This is a genomic window from Treponema primitia ZAS-2, assembly GCF_000214375.1.
In the GTDB taxonomy this organism is placed as follows: domain Bacteria; phylum Spirochaetota; class Spirochaetia; order Treponematales; family Breznakiellaceae; genus Termitinema; species Termitinema primitia.
The window spans coordinates 1577973-1598282 of record NC_015578.1 but is presented as its reverse complement, the minus strand read 5'-3'; the positions used below and the strand labels follow the sequence as shown (position 1 = coordinate 1598282).

Here is a 20310-nt window from a genome sequence, read left to right as displayed (position 1 = left end):
GATCCAGCTTCTCTTTTTGCCCTTTTTATGCGATATTATATACCGGGGGCTTGGCATGGGAACAGTATACGCAGAAATCACCCTGAAAAACGCCGGCGATGTAATTAATGTTCGACGCGGGTATATCAAGGAAGAGGAAGTCCGGGAAACGACGGTACGGGCGCTAGTTGATACCGGTGCGGGGACCCTCATTATCAACGAAGAGATCCGGCAAAAATTGGGGCTAGCTATCCAGGGCTTGCGTAGCGCCAGCCTCGCCAATGAGGTAAAGGAGATATGCAAAGTTACCGAGCCGGTAGAAATTCACTGGAAGAACCGGGAAACAGCCTGTACATCTCTGATGATTTCAGGCGCCGGCCCTGTCCTGCTGGGCGCTATCCCCCTTGAAGACATGGATTTAATCGTGAATCCCGCAAAACAAGAATTGGTCGGCGCCCACGGCGACGAAGTAGTAGCCCTTCTCTGTTAAAGGCTTGATGGCGCTATTCACCCTTTGATGATATGCGACACCATAAGCCTTGATAAAATCGTATAACCTGATATAATCATCTTATTAACAGTATTATATGCTGGATTCTGGCTGCTGATACGCTGTCACAGCCAGTTATGCGTTCGTAGCTCACGTGGATAGAGCGACGGACTTCGAATCCGTAGGTAGCAGGTTCGAGTCCTGCCGGACGCATTAGGGCAGGACTCGAAGGGTTGAACCCGCCGACCAAAGGGAGGAAAAGGCGCCATGGATGGCGCCGTCAGGGTTCAACCCCGGCCCGGAGGCCTGAGACAGGATGTCGAAGGCCGGAGGGCGAGTCCTGCCGGACGCATTAGGGCAGGACTCGAAGGGTTGAACCCGCCGACCAAAGGGAGGAAAAGGCGCCATGGATGGCGCCGTCAGGGTTCAACCCCGGCCCGGAGGCCTGAGACAGGACGTCGAAGGCCGGAGGGCGAGTCCTGCCGGACGCAGAATAGGGAAATAGAACTTGTTTTAATATAGCCCTATCATTTGAAAAGGGGGCTTGACGACTTTCGCCCTTTCCTATAAATTAGAAAAACATCTTTCAGGCGGCATAACAGGCTCCTTGTGGGTGTTTTTGTATTTTTGGGCCGCTAGCTCAGCTGGTAGAGCAGCAGACTCTTAATCTGCGGGTCCTGAGTTCGATCCTCGGGCGGCTCATTAGCGAAAAATCTCCGATTTTTCGCTATCTATATGCGGGAATAGCTCAGTGGTAGAGCGCGACCTTGCCAAGGTCGATGTCGCGGGTCCGACTCCCGTTTCCCGCTTTTATAAATAAAAAGCCTGGAAATGTTAAATTTCCAGGCTTATTTTTCATACCGCCGTCAATGGCGGGAGTCGGACCTTCAATCCATTCCTATCGACACGCGGAGCACAGCGACGCATGGCGCGGGTCCGACTCCCGTTTCCCGCTCATAGGTGTATGAAAAGCCTGGAAATGTTAAATTTCCGGGCTGTTTTTTTATACCACCATCAATAGCGGGAGTCGGACATACAATCCATTCCTATCGACACGCGGAGCGCAGCGACGCATGGCGCGGGTCCGACTCCCGTTTCCCGCTTTTATGAAAAATAAGCCTGGAAATGTTAAATTTCCAGGCTTATTTTTCATACCGCCATTAATAGCGGGAGTCGGACATACAATCCATTCCTATCGACACGCGGAGCGCAGCGACGCATGGCGCGGGTCCAACTCCCGTTTCCCGCTCATAAGTGTATGAAAAGCCTGGAAATTCGACATTTCCGGGCTAGTTTTTTATACCGCCGTCAATGGCGGGAGTCGGACCATTCAATCCATTCCTATCGACACGCGGAGCACAGCGACGTGTTTAATTGACACCCTCCCCTGTTTCCGGTAAAATTCACAAAACAATGCGAGAGTGGTGAAATTGGTAGACACGCCAGACTTAGGATCTGGTGCCTTTGGCTTAAGGGTTCAAGTCCCTTCTCTCGTATACCATATATAGTGTAGTTTTACTGAAATAGAGAGTTACCTACACCATATATAGTGTATATGAAAGGGAAAAAACAAACTATGTATTGATCTATGTATTTTTGTGTAATAATGTTACACTTAGATGATGAAAGACTAGTCAAACTGTCTGGAATACTTTCTAGCCAAGAAAAGGACTTAGAACATAGCCTAGATATTATTAGAAAGGAATTGATGATCTTGAGTGGAAAAGAGCTCTTTAGATTATATATCAATGACTACACTAAAACACCTATATACTATGCCCACCTTTATGATGATGATGGAAGACAGACAGACGCTAGAATGTCTTGTAGGACTACAGATAAAGAAAAAGCTAAACTATACGCTACTGAAAACAGAAAAACTTTTTTAGAAAATTATTACAAGAAAAAAGATAAAGAGAGCTTTTACAATCTTCTAACAAATTACTACACTGAAAATAGTCCCCTGCTTATTAAAGCTATGAAAAAAAGAGATATAGGGGATCAACAGATTAGACAGTATAAAGCTTTTATTGATAATTATTATATTCCTTTCCTTAAAAAAAATAATATTACTACTCTTGAAAAAGCTAATACTTTGGAAGTTGTTGAAAGGTTTCAAGAATACTGTCAAGATGATAAACAGAATGACTTACAACATTCAATTACTGGAAAAACACTAAACAACAATCTTACTTCAATAGCTAAAATATTTAATCAAGTATTAGTAACCAATTCTGTATTTTTATTAGACTACAGAGTGAGAGAAAAACCGGGGGAAAGAAAGGAAATAGGTATTATTCCTATTTCAACAACATTAAATGTCTTGTTTGATGATCATTTATGGTCAAAGAATAATGAAAAAACTACTATTCCTTTCTTAATAAATAAAACTAGACATATTGAAACTTTTAGACTTCTCTGTCTCATAGGTAATTTGTGCGGCCTTAGAGTAGCTGAAATATATATGTTAAGAAAATCCTATATTAAAAAAATAGGTGATACATATTTTTTTGACATAGTGAATAGTAGAATTAATCAATCCGGGACTAAGACACCTGCCGGGAAAAGATTAGTCCCAATTCATCCTATAGTGTACAAACATTTAATAAAATACATTAAAGATAATGATAGGACAGATTATTTATTTTGGAATGGGGGAAAAGGTATTTCATACTCTCAGTTTGACAGATCATCAAAGATATTTTCTTTTTTGAGTGGGTATGATATAAATACTATTAAAAAACATAATATAGTGTTCAATTCTTTTAGACATTTTTTTAAAACAATGTTACAAAATAAAATACCTGAATATAAAGATTATATTGAAATGATTATGGGACACGGAAAAAACAAAAAAGGGGATATGTCAAAAAATTACCTACACTTAGAAAAAATAGGTAATGAATTATTAGAAAAGAATGGTCAAATGATCATCAAGGTTATTGATGATTATAGGAAAGATATAGAAAAAGAGAATATTTTGAATTGGGATTATTCATCAATAAAAGACATTCTAAGTAATAAAGAGATTATACCAAAAAAAGAATATGTTAAAAATGAGATTATGTATAAAGATGTTTCCAGTACTATAGAGAAAAAATATCTCATTTATTGTTTAAAGAATACCGAAACTGTTATTGACATTTTAGATGATGATGATTATTTTAGAGATGATCTAATACAACTTTAAAGGGGAAAGAATTATGATAGATGAAAAGACTTGGAAGTTATTTTTAAAACTAAAATATATAAATGGTTCATCTTTTTCAAGTGTTCAATTAAAAGAATATAAAGAATATGATAAAGAAAAGCTAGAAAAATTGATAGAAAAATTGTATGTTATAAAACTTTCACTATTAAAAGATTATGAAAGATATATAACAGAAAAAGGAATTGATAAACGGAGATTAAAAAAAATATTAAGTTTTCTAGAAATTTGGGCAGAAAGTTTAAGTCTTATTGATAATAAAAAATATAGTATTAGATTAAACAGATTAAATACTCTAGTTGAAAATTATAAAAACGAATTAAAAATAATAAGAAAAGGAGAGGAAAGAATTATGATAGATGAAAAGACCTGGGAGTTATTTTTAAAACTGGAAAAGATTAATGGTTCAATTAATTCCAAAAGTTATTTAAAAAAAATAAAAGAATGGGACAAGGAAAAGTTAGAACATTTAATAGAAGCAAAATATATTATAAGTCTTTTCCAATTAAAATATTATGAAGAGGAAAGAATAGTTGAATTATTAAAAAAGAATAATAAAAAGGAATTAAATGATTTTATAAAAGACTTAGAAAGAGATATCAATAATTTAAATATTGTTGATGATAAAAAATACAATAGAAGACTTAAAAGATTAAACAAATTACTTGAAACAATTAATGAAGCTATTAAAAAAATTAAAGAAAAAAAAGCTTTTAAGAAAGACTTAAAAAATAATGATGAATATGTGTTAAAATAAAAGGAGGGGGGAAAGAATTATGAAAAAACCTTTTAGTAAGTTAGAAAAGCTTTTAATAGCTAATGTTCTTTTAGGTGTTTTTAATTTAACTTTAGTTGTAATAAGACTAATTGAAGCAATTAAAAAATAGGTATAAATAATTAGAATAATTAAGCTCTAGGTTAATTCCTAGAGCTTTTTGTTTGCGTTTTAATGTTATACAAGTATAACTCTTAGACTCTAATATGTTAGAAATATATAACTTTTTCGGTTTGAATAAAAATTATTTTCTAGTCTTTTTATAATCCTTTAGAGCTTGTTTTTCATTTTCCGTTGGCTCTCTATTCTTTAATTCATTTTCTAACAATATCTTAGCTACTACATTCCCCTCAGATATAGCTTTTAATCTTTCATCATCTTCATTCTTTTCAATGAATGTTACTCCATTTTCTTTGACCAACATATTATAACTCTTAATTACTGAAAGATATGTACTCATAAGTCCTTTATAAGTGTCAATATCTTTAATCATATCAATTGTTTCTAATTCTGTCTTAATTTTACTAATTTTATTATTTAGATCAGTTTCAATATCTTTTAAGGTTTTATTTTGATCTTCACCTATTTTTATTCCCTGTCTGTCTGCTCTATATGTCCCATTTTTAATATGTTCCTCAATACTCTTTTTGTTATGTCCACCTCTAGGCATTTTGATCATCCTCTCTTAATTGTTTTTCAATATATAATAATAATTCTAATAATTCTATATATCCTCTGTCTCTTGGTTCTAACTCATTCAGGGCCAATTTAATTCTTTCAAACTGAAATAATATTTCATCTTCCAATTCTATTTTTTTTTCAATTATATATATTGGCTCTTCATATCCAAAATATATTTTGTCTAATCTTTTAATCTTTTCTTTCAATTCATCTTTCATTTTTTATATCTCCTATTACTTATATAGTCTGCCTTTTTGACACCTATATCTGGAAATATACTGTGTAGTGTGAAATACTCTAAGTTACTCATTTTAAAATACCCCCCTATAGGTCTAATCATAAACATACTCTTTCAACTTCTCTATATCATCTTTTAGACTTTTAATTTCTTTGAAGAGAGCTTTACTAATTCTCTTTTGTTCTTTCAATTCATCTTCAATTATTTTGAAGGGATCATCATCTTGCTTTTTATTCATTCCTGTACTCTCTCATTGTTATTATAAAAAGATATTCTCTAACAGATATTTTTTTATTTTGTTTCTACTCCAATTCATATATCTTTATTAGTTATATATTATTCCCCCTGAAATAATTCCTGTCTTTCATCTTGCCCCCCGTGCGGGGGAAGGTTTACAACTCTTTCATAATTCAGGGGGGGATTTGTAACTCTCTCCTATTCAAAATAATTCCAAAGCTTTTCAAAATAAGCTTTAATGTTTGGTTCTTTGATCTTAGTGGCCTTTACAAGATTAAAGACTGTCTCTTTGTCTACTCCTAACCTTTTGAGACTGGCTACACCTCCCGGGATTTCAATATGTTTTTCACCATCAATAAAAGAATTGTCTATTAGTTTTTTGGCTTTATTACTTATACTTTTCCTAGACAATTCATTTAAAGATACTACACCACTGGAAGCAACAATCTTTTTTCCTTTCTTAATGTATGAAAGACAGGCTCTGTCTAGCTCAATACCCCTTTTCTCTCTCTCATAGTCTCCCCTCCATTCAATATCTAATATACTGTTATTCTCAAAGAGTAATTCTTGTATATTCCCATTGTCTCTCATAGCTCCGGGACACCTTGTTTTCCTTGAGGGGTTTTTACAGGCTCTGTCTGCTTGCCCTTCAAAATACTTTATATTCAGAATATCCCATACATAGTGATATTCATCTTTATTTTTTGGCTCATCTTTTACAGTTATTCTACAATGTATAGACTTTCCCCCGGAATGTACAGATCTGTTGACTATTCCTTTTGATCCTAGCTTGTAGGCCATTTCAATTTGTTTTTCTATTGATATGTTGTCACTTTCAAATACAAAATTACTATATGAAGCTGCGTGATCATCATCCCAATTTGTCTTTTTCCCTTCACTAATATCTGTCAAGTATATAGGATTTATTGAAACAAATTGGGTGGTTTCATCTGGTTTATTCTTAATTGTCCCATTGTCATAGTTTGCAAACTTGTCTACACCATAGAGATATGAATAAGGGGCTTTAGTAATTGTTTCAATCTCTTTTAAATATTTTCTGATTGTTTTTGGAGATACTTCTAAGAGTGAAGACATTTCCCTTGTTGTATAAGGATCTTTATAATTTTTTAAATATTCTAAACATAGAGCTTTCCTTTCAATTATTTCCTTCTCGGTTTTTGGTTTTATGTCTTTTATAACCTTCAGGGGGTCCCCACTTCCCCTGTCTATACTACAGAGTAAGCTCTTACGGACATACCCCCATTCCGGGATTTTAAGAATATCATCCTGACTAACTTCTAGTGCTTTTAATTCTTTGATCATTGATCCCCCACTAAGTGGCCCCCCTGAAAAACTATACATATATTTTAACTCCTCTTTCCTTATATTCTCTAAGTCATCATAAGAGAAATATAAGTCATTTATATTCTTAACTCTGCTTGACGCTACATAGAGGGCCCTCATTCTTTTGTCCGGGTCCTGGTATTTTTTAGTTAAACTGTCAAGATGAATGATTGTTCGCCCTTCCCTTGTTTGCCCCTGTACACTATGAAAGGTAGATGAAAAATTGACTTGAAAATAATCATCAAAGATATCTCTTGCTAGGGTTTTAATTCCTAGTCTCTCATTAAATAATACAATATCTAAGTTTGTTAATTCATAAATAGTGAATAATTCATTATTAAACCAAAAAGGGTGTTTAAACCTTGTCTCCCTACTGTCTCTATAGGAAACGGGGAGACCGTCAATAATCCTATGTGTTCTTGCTTTTACTGGACTATTTCTTTTTAGTGAAAATAATTTGTTGTACTCTTCCCTAGAGCTATTTTCATAAGTAATAAATAATGTTTTTTCATCGGTATGATTAGATTTTCTGTCTTCAATCAGATCCCAATCAATTTTATTATTTAATAAACCATTCAGAAAACGGTCAAGAATAATATCCTTGCTTCTATACTGTTTAGTGAGTATATACATTTCATCAATACTTTCTGGTTTTATTGGAGTGCCTTTCACTGGTAATAATTGATTGAAGTCTCCTATTAATACTATATTTTGAAAGGGTCTAGCTCTATTCATCATTTCCAGTTGTTCCTGACTTAACATTGATGCTTCGTCAATAACAATAGTGGCTTTTTTATTATGTGGTATAGTTAATTCATCAAACCAATTTGTAGTGAAACCAAAATGACTATGAATAGTTTTTCCATTGATTAGTGACGCTGATTGATTAGTCATTCCGGTGAAACACCAATTCTTATGAATTGTTTGAAGTCTTTTTATTAAAAATGTTTTCCCTGTCCCGGCTGCCCCAGTTATTAAAATGTTCATTGTTACTCCTATAATTTTTAATTCTCTTATGTCCAATAAAAAAGAGTGAGAATTAATAATCTCTCTTTATTGGAAAGACCATTTAATTCTCACTCTAAAATTATAGGGCTAGATTAAAATAAACCTTTCACTAAACCAAAAACTAAAAGAAGCTTCATTTTCAGTTTAGTTTTAAGGTTTCTATATACTTAGTTAGTCATTGGAAGACGCTAACTTTCTTTCCTATACATATTAACGCTTTAAAATATATTTTATTTTAGGTGGGTCAAAATGATACATATCTTTAAATTAAGTGCTGGGGCTCAAGATGACCCCGAGAAGATTTTAAGCTACTTTGAAGCTCCGGTTATACTCCAATGTCTCAACTATGAGCTCTCTCAGCTCTCCAATTATATAATCATCATCATATTTACTTAGAAGGGCCCTATATTCATTGACCACCATTGAATAGAGCTCCCTTTCCTCTGCCGGGGAAAGAGAATACAGAATTGAATACCTATGAATGAGCTTGTCAATTTTTAGATGATGAAAGCTACAGAGTACAGAAACATTCCTTTCCTCTAAGTCTTCTAAGTATTCATCTTCATTCTTTGAATGATATTGATGACTTATTGTTAGTAATTCAGGATCGCTACAAATATCACATTGATAGTGGTGTTCTCTCAAAATATTCTTTCTAAGTTGTTTGTAATAACTGGATTGTCTAACTTTCCAGATTGAAAGCTGATCTGGATGCCCTTCTGTATACTTTTTGAAATAAATAGTTTTCATAATTTTAATACCTCTATTGATATAGTCTGTCATAATCAATGATATAGAAAGAATTATAAACTTTATTTATGACTAACTGGACTATATATAAAAGAAAGAAAATAATTTTTTCATAATAATAATACTTTCTATATTAAGAGCTCCTGAAAAGGGGCTTTTAGTATTATATTTTATTCCTCTAAGAATACTAATAATATAAAATTATTCATAATAACCACCCCTGCCCCCTCTTGTCCTTGCCTTTAGAAAGTACAATAATATAGAAGATAATATTTGAGAGAAAGGGGGAAAAAAATACATTATTTTATACATAGGTAATTTCAGTGGCTTTAATTCTTTATAATATAAAGACTTAAATTATACGAGAAACCTTCAAGTCCCTTCTCTCGTAAAGCCCGCCTTTATAAACCACACTTGACGCTGATTTGCCTAATATATTAAACTATATCCTAGTTTGTGCGGGAATAGCTCAGTGGTAGAGCGCGACCTTGCCAAGGTCGATGTCGCGGGTCCGACTCCCGTTTCCCGCTAGAAAGCTTTAGGGCGGTATAGGCGGGAGTCGGACCTTTAATCCATTCCTATCGACACGCGGAGCGTAGCGACGCATGGCGCGGGTCCGACTCCCGTTTCCCGCTCAAAGTGTTTTAAGCGGTTTAGAGGCGGGAGTCGGACTTTCAATCCATTCCTATCGACACGCGGAGCGTAGCGACGCATGGCGCGGGTCCGACTCCCGTTTCCCGCTCAAAGTGTTCTTAAGCGGTATAGGCGGGAGTCGGACCTTCAATCCATTCCTATCGACACGCGGAGCGTAGCGACGCATGGCGCGGGTCCGACTCCCGTTTCCCGCTAGAAGGCTTTAGAGCGGTTTAGAGGCGGGAGTCGGACCTTCAATCCATTCCTATCGACACGCGGAGCGTTAGCGACGCATGGCGCGGGTCCGACTCCCGTTTCCCGCTGTAGAACAAAAAAATAATGCTTTTTTTCACCGAATAATGGTATATTAATAAGAGGAAGAGGATTAAAGTGGCTATAACTAAAGAAATTACCCGGCTTGAACATTCCAACGTAAAGCTGACTGTAACAGTCGGAAAAGAGGATGTCCGCACCCAGTACGATGAATTGCTCTCCGGCTACAGTAAAAACCTGCAAATCCCGGGATTTCGCAAGGGAAAGGCCCCAAAGGATGTACTGGAACGGAAATTCGGTTCCGGGCTTAAAGAAGAAGCCCTGGGCCGCATTATCGAAAAGTCTATCACCGACATTTTCGAGGACGAAGGCTTCCCCAAGGGGGATAGGCCCCTCCCCTATTCCACCCCCCAGGTCGAGGAAGAGCCTGTCCTGGCCCTGGATTCGGACCTGAGTTTTTCTGTGGTCTACGACGTGATGCCCGCGGTAAACGTGGCAACCTGGAAGGGGCTTGAGGTGGAGGCCCCGGATGTTTCTGTAAGCGAAGAGGACATCAGCCGGGAACTGGAAACCGTCCGAGACCGGAACGCCATAGTCCAGGACAAGGAAGATGGCGAAGAGGCGCTCAAGGACGACGTGGTTACCGTGGATTACCTGGAACTTTCCGAAGCTGGGGAGCCCCTGGATGATACCAAACGGGAGGATTTTGTCTTTACCCTGGGTTCGGGGTATAACCTCTATAAATTCGATGATGAAGTGGTGGGGATGAAGAAGGGAGAATCCAAGGATATCACCAAAACCTATGCCGAGGACTTTACCGATAAGGACCTGGCGGGGAAAACCATCAAGCTCAGAATTACCCTGTCGGCCCTGAAGAAAAAGATACTCCCGGCCCTGGATGACGATCTTGCCCAGGATGTGGATGAAAAATTCAAAACCCTGGATGACCTTAAGGCGGATATCAGGGGGCGGCTTACCAAAAATCTGGACAAACGGCTGCGGGATATCAGCCTGAATAATCTTTTGGAAAAAATAAGCGCCGAGACTCCGGTTGAAATCCCCGAATCCATGATTCGCATAGAACTGGACTCCCGTTGGCGGAACCTGGCCCGGCGTTTCAACACCTCAGCGGAGGAGCTCCTGAAAATTATGGGAACATCCGGTAAGGGGTATGAACAAATTATCGAGGAATGGCGGCCCGATGTTATCAAGGCCCTCCACTCAAGGATCATCGTAGAAAAATTGATGGAGGAGCAAAAACTTGAAGCTTCCGACGATGAGTTTGAAAAAGAAATAGTAAATCTGTCTGCGGAGACCGGATCGAGCGTGGAGGATATAAAAAAATACTATGAACAGGAGAATATGAAGGAATACCTGAAAGAAGAGATCAAAGAACGTAAACTCTTTGATATCATGCTTGCGGAAAATACCATTAAAAAGGGCAAGCAGGAAAAATACACGGACATAGTCCAGCAATAGGCGTACCAAACAATGAATGAATATATGAATAACCTGGTCCCCGTAGTGGTCGAACAGACCGGCATGGGTGAACGTTCCTACGATATCTATTCCCGGCTGCTCAAGGACCGGATAGTATTTCTGGACGGGGAGATCAACGATCTTACCGCGGACCTGGTGGTAGCCCAGCTCCTCTTCCTGGACGGCCAGGATACTGCCAAGGACATCAACCTGTATATCAACTCCCCCGGTGGTTCGGTAACCGCAGGGTTGGCGATCTACGATACTATGCAGTATGTGAAGGCGGATGTGCAAACCATCTGCCTGGGCCAGGCCGCCAGCATGGCCGCACTTATCCTCACCGCAGGGGCCGCGGGGAAACGCTTTGTGCTTCCCTCTTCACGGGTGTTGATGCACCAGCCCTGGGGGGGCGCCCAGGGGCAGGCCCGGGATATCGGTATCCAGGCCCAGGAAATTATCCGGTTAAAAAAACTAACCATAGAGTATTTTGCAAAGCACACTGGCAAGGATCAGGGGCAGATTGCCCTTGATATGGAACGGGATTTTTACATGCCTGCCCTGGACGCCGTAAGCTACGGCGTTGTGGACCGGGTCTTAACAAGGGAAAAAAATGGCGCGGCTTCGTAACGGTTCAGGGAGTTATGAGCGATCCTGCTCATTTTGCGGGAAGAGCGCCGATATGGCCCGGCGCCTGATTGCGGGTCCTAACGATGTGTTTATCTGCGACGAGTGCGTGGAGGTTTGCCGAAAGATCCTTACCGACGAGGACCACGAACTTTCCACCCAGTTTAACGGTGAAATACCCACCCCCAAGGAGATCAAGAGCTACCTGGATCTCTTTATCATAGGCCAGGAGCCTGCCAAAAAGGCCCTGTCTGTGGCGGTGTACAACCACTACAAACGCATAGCCAACCCGTCAAAGGAGCCTGAGGAAGTGGAGATTGAAAAATCCAATGTCCTCCTGATCGGCCCCACGGGAACAGGAAAAACCCTGCTGGCAAAAACCCTGGCGAAGAAACTCAAGGTTCCCTTTGCCATTGTGGACGCCACCACCCTTACCGAGGCGGGCTATGTGGGCGAGGATGTGGAGAACATACTCCTCAAACTGATCCAGAGCGCCGGGGGAAATATCGCCTCCGCAGAACGGGGCATCGTCTATATCGACGAGATCGACAAGATAGCCCGGAAGGGCGAGAACGTTTCTATCACCCGGGATGTGTCCGGGGAAGGGGTGCAGCAGGCGCTGCTCAAAATTATCGAAGGAACCATAGCATCCGTGCCCCCCCAGGGCGGCAGGAAGCATCCCAACCAGGAAATGATCCGCATTGATACCACAAATATACTGTTCATCTGCGGCGGCGCCTTTGTAGGGCTGGACAAATACATTGAGCAGCGGGTGGTCCAGCATCCCATGGGCTTTGGCGCAGATGTGAAAGAACGGACCGGCCGGAACCTCAAGGAACTGTACGACGCCCTCCATCCGGATGACCTGATCCACTTCGGCATGATCCCCGAATTTATCGGGCGGCTCCCCATCACGGTGAGCCTGGAAGAACTGAAACGGGAGGATCTCAGGCGCATCATCACCGAGCCCCGGAACGCCATTGTTAAACAGTACCAGGCTTCCATGGCTATCGATGACGTTAAGCTGGAATTTACCGAAGGGGCCATCGACGCCATTGCGGATACGGCGATCAAACAGAAAACCGGCGCCCGGGGATTACGGGCCATCGTAGAAAAAATGATGACCGATATTATGTTTGAACTTCCTTCAATGGAGGGGAGCAAACGGGTGGAGATCACCCAGGATGTGGTTGAAAAATCCGAACCCCCTGAAGTTCACATAATTCAGAAATCCGCATGAGGATCCCATGAAATTCCTTTCACCACCGAAAGGAAAAAACACTGCCGAAGAATTCCCCCTGCTCCCCATGCGGGAGCTGGTTTTATTTCCCCACACCATTGTGCCTGTTTATATAACTTACAAATCCGGCATTACTGCCCTGGAAGAGGCGCTAAAACTGGACAGCCGCCTCTTTGCCGCCTGCCTCAAAGAAAGCCAGCCTGAGAAGCAGGAAAATTCCGGCCAGAGCGAAGGGGAAGCCAAGGCCGCCTACCCCAGGGGATTCGACGGGGAAACCTATTCTGCCGGCACGGTGGTCCGGGTATTACAGCATATCAAGCTTCCGGACCACACTTTTCGTGTGGTCCTTCAGGGGGAATACCGGGGAATCATCACAGGCACACGGAAAAAAGGCGGTCATGCCATGGCTATGGTGGAGCCCGTGGGCGGAGGGGACCCTTCCGATTTGGGTGAGAGCGGGATCCAGGCTTTGACCCGGGCGGTACAGCGGTCCTTTGCCCAATATGCGGAATTTTCCAAAAAAATAAGCACCGAAACCATTACTTCCGTTGAAAAGTCCGAAAGCCCGGAACGTATGGGCAACCTTATCGCCAATGCCCTGGCTATCAAACCGGATAGAAAGGTAGAATTACTGCGGATTGAGGGAATCACGGAACGCCTGGAGGCTATTCTGGAAACCCTTGAAACAGAGAATGAAATTTACGGTATCCAGAAAAATATCAGCGGAAAAGTTAAAAACCGTATGGAGAAAAACCAGCGGGAATATATTCTCTACGAGCAGCTTAAGGAAATTAACAAGGAACTGGGAAAGGACGGCGGGGAGGATGAATTTGCCGAACTGGAACGGGTGATTCTGGAAAAAAACCCCGGGGACGAAGTACTGTTAAAGGCCCGCAAAGAAATTGCGCGGCTCAAAAAACTACAGGCCCTTTCCCCCGAAGCAGGGGTTCTGCGAGGCTACCTGGAATGGATAGGGGACCTCCCCTGGAGCGACGCCACCATTGATTCCGGGGACCTGGGAGAAGCGGAGCGTATCCTCAACGAAGATCACTTCGACATGAAGAAGGCCAAGGAACGGATCCTGGAATTTATCGCGGTCCGCCAGTTAGTTTTACTGGGGGAAAAACGGGCAGCGGAAACACCGGAACTGCTCAGCGGGGTTAATGAGCGGATTAAGGGGCCCATACTCTGCTTTGTGGGGCCCCCGGGAACGGGAAAAACCAGCCTGGGCAAATCCGTAGCCCGGGCCCTGGGCCGCAGCTTTGTGCGGATTTCCCTGGGGGGCGTCCGGGATGAGGCGGAGATCCGGGGGCACCGGAAAACCTATGTGGGGGCCCTGCCGGGGAAGATCATCCAGTCCATGCGGAAAGCGGGCACCGTAAACCCAGTGTTCCTGCTTGACGAAATCGACAAACTCTCCAGCGACTTCCGGGGGGACCCCGCATCGGCCTTGCTTGAGGTGCTTGATCCGGAACAGAATTCCAGCTTTACGGATCACTACATGGAAGTGCCCTACGATCTTTCCAGGGTCCTGTTTATTGCCACCGCCAATTCCCTGCACACCATCCCCTATGCGCTTCTGGACCGAATGGAGATCATCGAAGTGCCCGGTTACGGGGAAATGGAAAAGCTGGCCATCGCAAAACAGTTTCTGGTACCCAAGGAACTGACAGAGAACAGTCTTGCTGAGGCTAAAATACAGTTTAAGGATGAGGCCATACTGGAACTCATACGGCACTGGACCATGGAGTCCGGGGTGCGGAGCCTTGAACGGGAGATAGCCCATTGTATACGCCGTATCGCCCGGTATGCGGTGGAAAAGGGATACGGAAAGACCGATGGAAAGCCCATTACATCCTTTAGAAAAACTGTGCGCCCCGCGGATTTAGAAAAACTCCTGGGCCGGCGGAAGTATAAAAACGATGTAGTTTTTAAAGAAGCCAGAATCGGTGTTTCCTACGGCCTGGCCTGGACCGAAACCGGGGGCGCCATGCTGCCCGTGGAAACCATCAGCTATGAGGGCAAGGGTGACCTGATCATCACAGGCAACCTGGGGGACGTGATGAAAGAAAGCGCCCGGATCGCCCTGTCCTATCTGCGCAGCGCCCAGGGCCGCTACAATTTCAAGGTCGATATAGGAAAAGCGGATTTCCACGTCCATGTCCCGGAAGGGGCCATCCCCAAGGACGGCCCCTCGGCGGGTATCACCCTGGCAGCATCATTACTGTCAACCCTCTGCGCAGTCCCCCCGAAGAGCGCAGTTGCCATGACCGGTGAACTCACCCTCACAGGCCGCATACTCCCCATCGGGGGGCTCAAAGAAAAACTGCTGGCCGCTATCCGTAACGGCATGGAGCGGGTTCTGCTGCCCACAGAAAACCGTGACAACTGGGAGGAGCTGGATAAGGAAGTCCGGGACTCCCTGAAAGTAGACTTTGTGGAAACTGCGGATGAGGCTTTTGCCATTCTGTTTACTGATATTAAAAAACTCCCCTGATCCTTAAAGCCCTGAAGTCTCCCGAATAATCCGCAGGGTCTGCTCTGTGCAGCGATCCCAGGAAAAGGACTCTACCCGTTTAAGGCCCTCTCTACGGCATTCCAGATAGGTTTCCCGGTTGGTGGACATGGTAACCATGCGATCCGCCATGTCTTCGGGCCTGAGGGGGTCAAAGTACAGGGCCGCGTGTTCCGCTATTTCGGGAAGGGCGGCGGAGCGGGAACAGGCAACGGGAACCCCAGAAGCCATGGCTTCCAGAACCCCCATACCGCCCCCTTCGTACAGCGAGGGAACTACCACCATATCTGCGCCGGCGTAGAGTTCCGGGAGATTTTTTGCCGGAAAATGGCCGGTAAAGAAGATGTCGTTCCGGAATTTACTGATAGAAGCGGCGTTTTTGATCACATCCGCACGGTGGCTATCCGAGCCGGCCAGGACAAGGCGGTGGGGGAACCGGGTCCGTTCCTTAAAGATACCAAAGGCCTGGATGAGCCGGACATGGTTTTTAACCGGATGGTCCAGCCGGGACACGTTGAGTATATAGGGGCGGCGGAAGCTGAAGGGCTGTATCAAAATGACACTTTCCTCGTTCTGGGGCCGTGGGTAGAAAACCGAGCTGTCAATGCCGTTGGGCACCACATCGATCTGGGATTCCCTGATACCCATACGCTCCACCAGTTCCTGCTTGACCCACTGGCTCACCGCGATAATACGGTCCAACTGGCGCAGCGCCCGGGGGAGGCCCATGCGGATTACCACTCCCAAATGTTCCCGAACCCCCCGTTTGCCCCAGTAGGCTGCCATATCATGCACCACCCCCACGGATGGGCAGGGGGAACTTTGGGGCAGCTGTTTGTGGGCTGCAGGGAAAAAACAGGCGTCAAATTTGCGGTGTTCCGCGAATTGGGGGTACCTGTAAATATGCCAAAGGGCGCTGGCGCTATCGCCGCTATAACGGCATCTGGAGATAAATTCCAGGTTCGGGGCAGTTTCGTTGTAGGCAAAACGGTCAAAATCCCATCCAAAAAGTTCATACCGGTCCCCCGATGGGGGGATTCGTTTCAACAATTGGGAAATATATACACCGACACCGGATGCCCCAACATTGCAGGCAAAGGTATCGATACCAACCTTCATTATATATACCTCGCTTATCTATAGCATAGCGGTCATTACTATAAAGGAAAAGAGAATTTTAAGATATTCCCCTTTTTCCCGCCCATCCCCCTTGCGACACAAGCTATAGCGTGATATCCTTGGAACAAAGAAAATTGACGCTACAGGTGTAACGCTATATATTGTGTATTGAGGTAAAGGGTGCGCTGTCCCCATTGCGGGAATTTTGATGACAAGGTAATAGAATCCCGAACTCTGGCCAACGGCGACGCCATACGGCGGCGGCGGGAGTGTAATGGCTGCGGGTACCGGTTTACCAGCTATGAGCGGATCGAAGACAAGCAGTTCATGGTGATAAAGCGGGACGGCCGCAGGGAGCCCTTTGACCGGTCAAAGATAGAGCGGGGGGTTCAGCGGGCCCTGGAAAAACGGCCGGTTTCCCAGATGAGCATAGAGAACCTGATCAACGAGATCGAGGACGCCTCGGCCATTCTGGGGAAGGTGAACCACGAAATCGCCGCCTCCGCCATCGGGGAACTGACTCTGGAAAAACTGGGCAGCCTGGACAAGGTTGCCTGTGTCAGGTTCGCCTCGGTGTACCGGCATTTTGAAAATGTTGAAGAATTTGTAAGGGAAATCCAAAAACTGGGAGATGTCCCTAAACCTTGAGGTACTATAACACGGAGAACTTCTTGCTGCCGGCGGGGGGACGTTGGCAGCGCTTGTTCTTAATCCGCCCCTTGAACTCTCCCGGCTCTTAGGGTTCAATAGGGACATGACCGCCGAAGAAAAATTGAGCCTTGCCCTGTTCCTTGACACTGCGGGGGATTTTTTCCGGGATGGCTACCATAAGCCCCGGGAACCCAGTGCCTTCACCGATGACCCGGAAAAGGCATCAGCCGCCGAAAAGGTGACTGACACCGTTACGAGGCCCTCACCGGAGGCGCTGGGCGTCGAAAAGGTGACTGTCACCGTTTCAGACACCCTGGAAGCGGTGGCGGCGGATATTGTCCGCTGTGTTGCTTGCCCCTTGCACGGCGGGCGGAGCCAGGCGGTCCCCGGCGAGGGGGTGGAGCGGCCCTTGGTCATGGTTATTGGGGAAGGCCCCGGGGCGGATGAAGATGCCTCGGGGCGGCCTTTTGTGGGTAAGGCGGGACAGCTCCTGGACAAGATGCTTGGTTCGGTGGGGCTTTCCCGGGAGAAAAACTGCTTTATCGCCAATGTGGTAAAATGCCGGCCTCCGGATAACCGGGACCCCCTGGTTGAGGAAACCGAATCATGCGCCCCCTTCCTTGCCCGGCAGATACGCCTCCTGGAACCCCGGATTATTCTCTGTGCGGGACGAGTCGCCGCCCAGACCCTGCTTAAAACCGGGTCTCCCATCGGAAGCCTCCGGGGGCAGTTCACCCCTTACCATGTACATGAAACCCTGAGTATCCCCGTTTTAGCCACCTACCATCCCAGTGCCCTGCTCCGGGATGATACCTACAAACGCCCCGCCTGGGAGGACCTGAAACTGCTCAGGCAGCGTCTCATAGAAATTGATGAAAGCTACGCCCGGGAGGCCGGGGAAGGCGGCGTTTAGCCATGGCCGATTCTGCCCAGTACCTGGATATCGTCTTTGATGTGCCCATCCGGGACAATCCTGTTTTTACCTACCGTATGGACCCCAAAGGCGAAGCGGCCCTGGGAAAACGGGTCATGGCCCCCTTTGGGCGCCGGGAAATGACGGGGTACATAATCGGCCAGCGGGACGAGGCCCCCGCCGCCCTTAGCGCCGGCAGTATAAAGGCGGTACGCCGGGTGGTGGATGGGGAGCCTGTTTTTGACAGCGGCGACGTAGAGCTTGCCAAATGGATGGCCGGCTATTACCTCTGCGGCCTGGGGGAAGCCCTGGCAGCCATGATCCCCTCGGGCCGGCGGGTGGGGGGCTATTCGTCCTTTGATGATGATGAAGATATTGCCCAGGCTGCACTATCACTGTCGGAGGAACAGGAAAAGGCCTTGGCAGCGATTACCGCCCCCGCCGAAAAGCCCCCGCCCTTCTACCTGTACGGCATCACTGGGTCAGGAAAAACCGAGGTGTTCCTCCGCGCCGCAGAGTCGGCGATCCGGGAGGGGAAATCGGTAATTTACCTGGTCCCTGAAATTTCCCTGACCCACCAAACCGCCGAGGCTATCGGAAAACGATTCGGCCCGGTGGCAGCCACCATCCATTCCGGGATGAGCCCCAGCAAGCGGCTTACCGAGTGGGTGCGTATACGAGCCGGGGAAGTACATATCGTGGTGGGCCCCCGGAGCGCGGTTTTTGCGCCGGTGAAGAACCTGGGGCTGATCATCATTGATGAGGAACACGACGGCTCCTACAAGTCCGGAAACACCCCCCGCTACCATGCCCGGCAGGTGGCCATGCGCAGGGTTGCGACCAGCGGGGCCCGGCTGGTCATGGGGTCAGCCACACCCTCGGCGGAGGCCTGGAAGCTCATGAAGGACGGGGGCATCAAGCGGCTGGACCTGACCCGGCGGCTTTCCGGTGGCAGCCCCCCGGAGATCATCCCCGTAAGCCTGGAACATACCGAAGGCTGCCTCACCGGGGAATTAAAAGACGAAATTCGCAAAACCGCCCAACTGGGCAGACAAAGCATACTCTTTCTCAACCGCCGGGGATTCGCCTATTTTTACCATTGCAAACAGTGCGGCTTTGAACTGAGCTGCAAACACTGCTCGGTATCCCTGACCTACCACAAGAGCAAGGGCCGGGCAGTATGCCACTATTGCGGCTATTCGGTGGTTCCCCCCAAGGCTTGCCCGGAATGTGGCTCCCTGGAGGCGGGTTTTGCTGGGTTCGGCACCGAGATGATCGAGGAGGAGGTGGCCCGGACTTTCCCGGAATTGAGGCTGCGCCGGGCGGATGCGGATACCACGGGGCGCAAGGGCAGCCTGGCGGAAACCCTGGACATTTTCAAAGCTGGGGGCATGGACATACTCCTGGGAACCCAAATGGTTGCCAAGGGGCTCAACTTCCCGGGGGTGCGCCTGGTGGGGGTGGTTCTGGCGGATACGGGGCTCCACATGCCGGATTTCCGGGCGGCGGAACGGACCTTCTCCCTGATCGTCCAAGTGGCAGGCCGGGCAGGCCGCTACTTTCCGGACGGCAAGGTGATAGTCCAAACCCTGCGCCCCCATGATCCCGCCATCACCCGGGCCTGCGCCCTGGATGTGGAGGGCTTTTTCACCGCCGAGCTGGCCCAGCGGGAAATGCTGGGCTTCCCCCCCTATACCCGGCTCATACGCTTTACCCTCCGGTCCAAGGAAGCGGAACGGGCGGACGGGGCCATTGCCCGGCTTGCCTCAATTGCCACGCCCCTGATCCCCAGGGACGCGGATGTACTGGGCCCCGCAGAATGCCCCATAGGCATCATGAGCGGAAACCACCGGCGGCAGCTTATACTCCGGGGAAAGACCATGGGCACCCTCCATACCGCAGCCCGGGCCATCCTGGACCGCTATGACAAGGGCCGGGATGCCAAGGCTTACCTTGAGGTGGATGTGGATCCCGTGAGCCTCCTGTAACACCGGTTCTTCATTTTACAAAAATTTACCTCGTTTTTTATCTATTTTTAAGGTTTTTTGGAAAAATTTGTTTTACATTTATACAAATATTCATTATTATGATAGTCAGATACAGTCATGTTTAATAGATACATTATCGATGCTTTAAGGTTTTAGAGCGTTCAA

General features: G+C 45.7%; 16 protein-coding genes and 5 tRNA genes. 15 read left to right on the top strand and 6 right to left on the bottom strand.

Translation table 11 applies throughout. The features are described from left to right. Nucleotides 1-55 precede the first annotated feature (55 nt). The 7 genes from TREPR_RS07170 to TREPR_RS07140 all read left to right on the top strand — a co-directional run bounded on the left by TREPR_RS07170 (nucleotide 56) and on the right by TREPR_RS07140 (nucleotide 4434). The gene (locus TREPR_RS07170; RefSeq protein ID WP_015707630.1) at nucleotides 56-469 is read left to right on the top strand and encodes a retroviral-like aspartic protease family protein; all 414 of its coding nucleotides are present in this window, start codon (nucleotides 56-58) and stop codon (nucleotides 467-469) included. Nucleotides 470-608: 139 nt separating this feature from the next. Continuing rightward, nucleotides 609-682 (top strand) — tRNA-Arg (locus TREPR_RS07165). Nucleotides 683-1098: 416 nt separating this feature from the next. Beyond that, a tRNA-Lys gene (locus TREPR_RS07160) sits at nucleotides 1099-1171 on the top strand. 35 nt (nucleotides 1172-1206) lie between these two features. Beyond that, a tRNA-Gly gene (locus TREPR_RS07155) sits at nucleotides 1207-1278 on the top strand. Between the two features lie 606 nt (nucleotides 1279-1884). Continuing rightward, a tRNA-Leu gene (locus TREPR_RS07150) sits at nucleotides 1885-1965 on the top strand. 218 nt (nucleotides 1966-2183) lie between these two features. Continuing rightward, nucleotides 2184-3659: a site-specific integrase gene (locus TREPR_RS07145; protein WP_015707629.1), complete on the top strand. Its 1476-nt coding sequence runs from the start codon at nucleotides 2184-2186 to the stop codon at nucleotides 3657-3659. 13 nt (nucleotides 3660-3672) lie between these two features. Beyond that, complete coding sequence (locus tag TREPR_RS07140) at nucleotides 3673-4434, top strand: hypothetical protein (protein WP_015707628.1); 762 nt, start codon at nucleotides 3673-3675, stop codon at nucleotides 4432-4434. Between the two features lie 262 nt (nucleotides 4435-4696). Here the strand turns inward: TREPR_RS07140 and TREPR_RS07135 are convergent, their stop codons facing one another. The 5 genes from TREPR_RS07135 to TREPR_RS07120 form a co-directional block, all read right to left on the bottom strand. Further along, nucleotides 4697-5122, bottom strand: coding sequence for a hypothetical protein (locus tag TREPR_RS07135; protein ID WP_015707627.1), 426 nt, complete (start codon nucleotides 5120-5122; stop codon nucleotides 4697-4699). Beyond that, nucleotides 5115-5351: a hypothetical protein gene (locus tag TREPR_RS07130; protein WP_015707626.1), complete on the bottom strand. Its 237-nt coding sequence runs from the start codon at nucleotides 5349-5351 to the stop codon at nucleotides 5115-5117. Before TREPR_RS07130 ends, TREPR_RS07135 begins: the two co-directional genes overlap by 8 nt. Nucleotides 5352-5465: 114 nt before the next feature. Continuing rightward, nucleotides 5466-5609 (bottom strand): hypothetical protein, encoded by a 144-nt coding sequence (locus TREPR_RS18590; protein WP_015707625.1) that lies wholly within the window; start codon nucleotides 5607-5609, stop codon nucleotides 5466-5468. A 197-nt stretch (nucleotides 5610-5806) separates the two neighbouring features. Continuing rightward, the gene (locus TREPR_RS07125) at nucleotides 5807-7939 is read right to left on the bottom strand and encodes an AAA family ATPase (protein WP_015707624.1); all 2133 of its coding nucleotides are present in this window, start codon (nucleotides 7937-7939) and stop codon (nucleotides 5807-5809) included. Nucleotides 7940-8263: 324 nt separating this feature from the next. Continuing rightward, the gene (locus tag TREPR_RS07120; protein ID WP_041611065.1) at nucleotides 8264-8710 is read right to left on the bottom strand and encodes a hypothetical protein; all 447 of its coding nucleotides are present in this window, start codon (nucleotides 8708-8710) and stop codon (nucleotides 8264-8266) included. Between the two features lie 458 nt (nucleotides 8711-9168). On the opposite strand from TREPR_RS07120, the gene TREPR_RS07115 reads away from it, so the two are divergent. From TREPR_RS07115 to lon, 5 genes are all read left to right on the top strand, one after another. Then, a tRNA-Gly gene (locus TREPR_RS07115) sits at nucleotides 9169-9240 on the top strand. Between the two features lie 493 nt (nucleotides 9241-9733). Next, nucleotides 9734-11095, top strand: coding sequence for a trigger factor (tig, locus tag TREPR_RS07110; protein ID WP_015707623.1), 1362 nt, complete (start codon nucleotides 9734-9736; stop codon nucleotides 11093-11095). Nucleotides 11096-11107: 12 nt separating this feature from the next. After that, nucleotides 11108-11722 (top strand): ATP-dependent Clp protease proteolytic subunit, encoded by a 615-nt coding sequence (locus TREPR_RS07105; RefSeq protein WP_015707622.1) that lies wholly within the window; start codon nucleotides 11108-11110, stop codon nucleotides 11720-11722. Continuing rightward, nucleotides 11706-12959 (top strand): ATP-dependent Clp protease ATP-binding subunit ClpX, encoded by a 1254-nt coding sequence (gene clpX, locus TREPR_RS07100; RefSeq protein WP_015707621.1) that lies wholly within the window; start codon nucleotides 11706-11708, stop codon nucleotides 12957-12959. The genes TREPR_RS07105 and clpX overlap by 17 nt, the downstream gene beginning before the upstream one ends. 7 nt (nucleotides 12960-12966) lie before the next feature. After that, nucleotides 12967-15456, top strand: a complete 2490-nt coding sequence (lon, locus tag TREPR_RS07095; RefSeq protein ID WP_015707620.1) for an endopeptidase La — start codon at nucleotides 12967-12969, stop codon at nucleotides 15454-15456. A 3-nt stretch (nucleotides 15457-15459) separates the two neighbouring features. Here lon and TREPR_RS07090 read toward each other — a convergent pair whose 3' ends face one another. Continuing rightward, nucleotides 15460-16593: a glycosyltransferase family 4 protein gene (locus TREPR_RS07090; RefSeq protein WP_015707619.1), complete on the bottom strand. Its 1134-nt coding sequence runs from the start codon at nucleotides 16591-16593 to the stop codon at nucleotides 15460-15462. A gap of 180 nt (nucleotides 16594-16773) precedes the next feature. Here TREPR_RS07090 and nrdR point away from each other — a divergent pair, with 180 nt between their 5' ends. From nrdR to priA, 3 genes are all read left to right on the top strand, one after another. Then, nucleotides 16774-17241 (top strand): transcriptional regulator NrdR, encoded by a 468-nt coding sequence (gene nrdR / locus TREPR_RS07085; RefSeq protein WP_015707618.1) that lies wholly within the window; start codon nucleotides 16774-16776, stop codon nucleotides 17239-17241. 106 nt (nucleotides 17242-17347) lie between these two features. Then, nucleotides 17348-18157: a uracil-DNA glycosylase gene (locus tag TREPR_RS07080; protein ID WP_041611511.1), complete on the top strand. Its 810-nt coding sequence runs from the start codon at nucleotides 17348-17350 to the stop codon at nucleotides 18155-18157. Between the two features lie 2 nt (nucleotides 18158-18159). Further along, complete coding sequence (gene priA, locus TREPR_RS07075) at nucleotides 18160-20145, top strand: replication restart helicase PriA (RefSeq protein WP_015707616.1); 1986 nt, start codon at nucleotides 18160-18162, stop codon at nucleotides 20143-20145. Nucleotides 20146-20310: the final 165 nt, after the last annotated feature.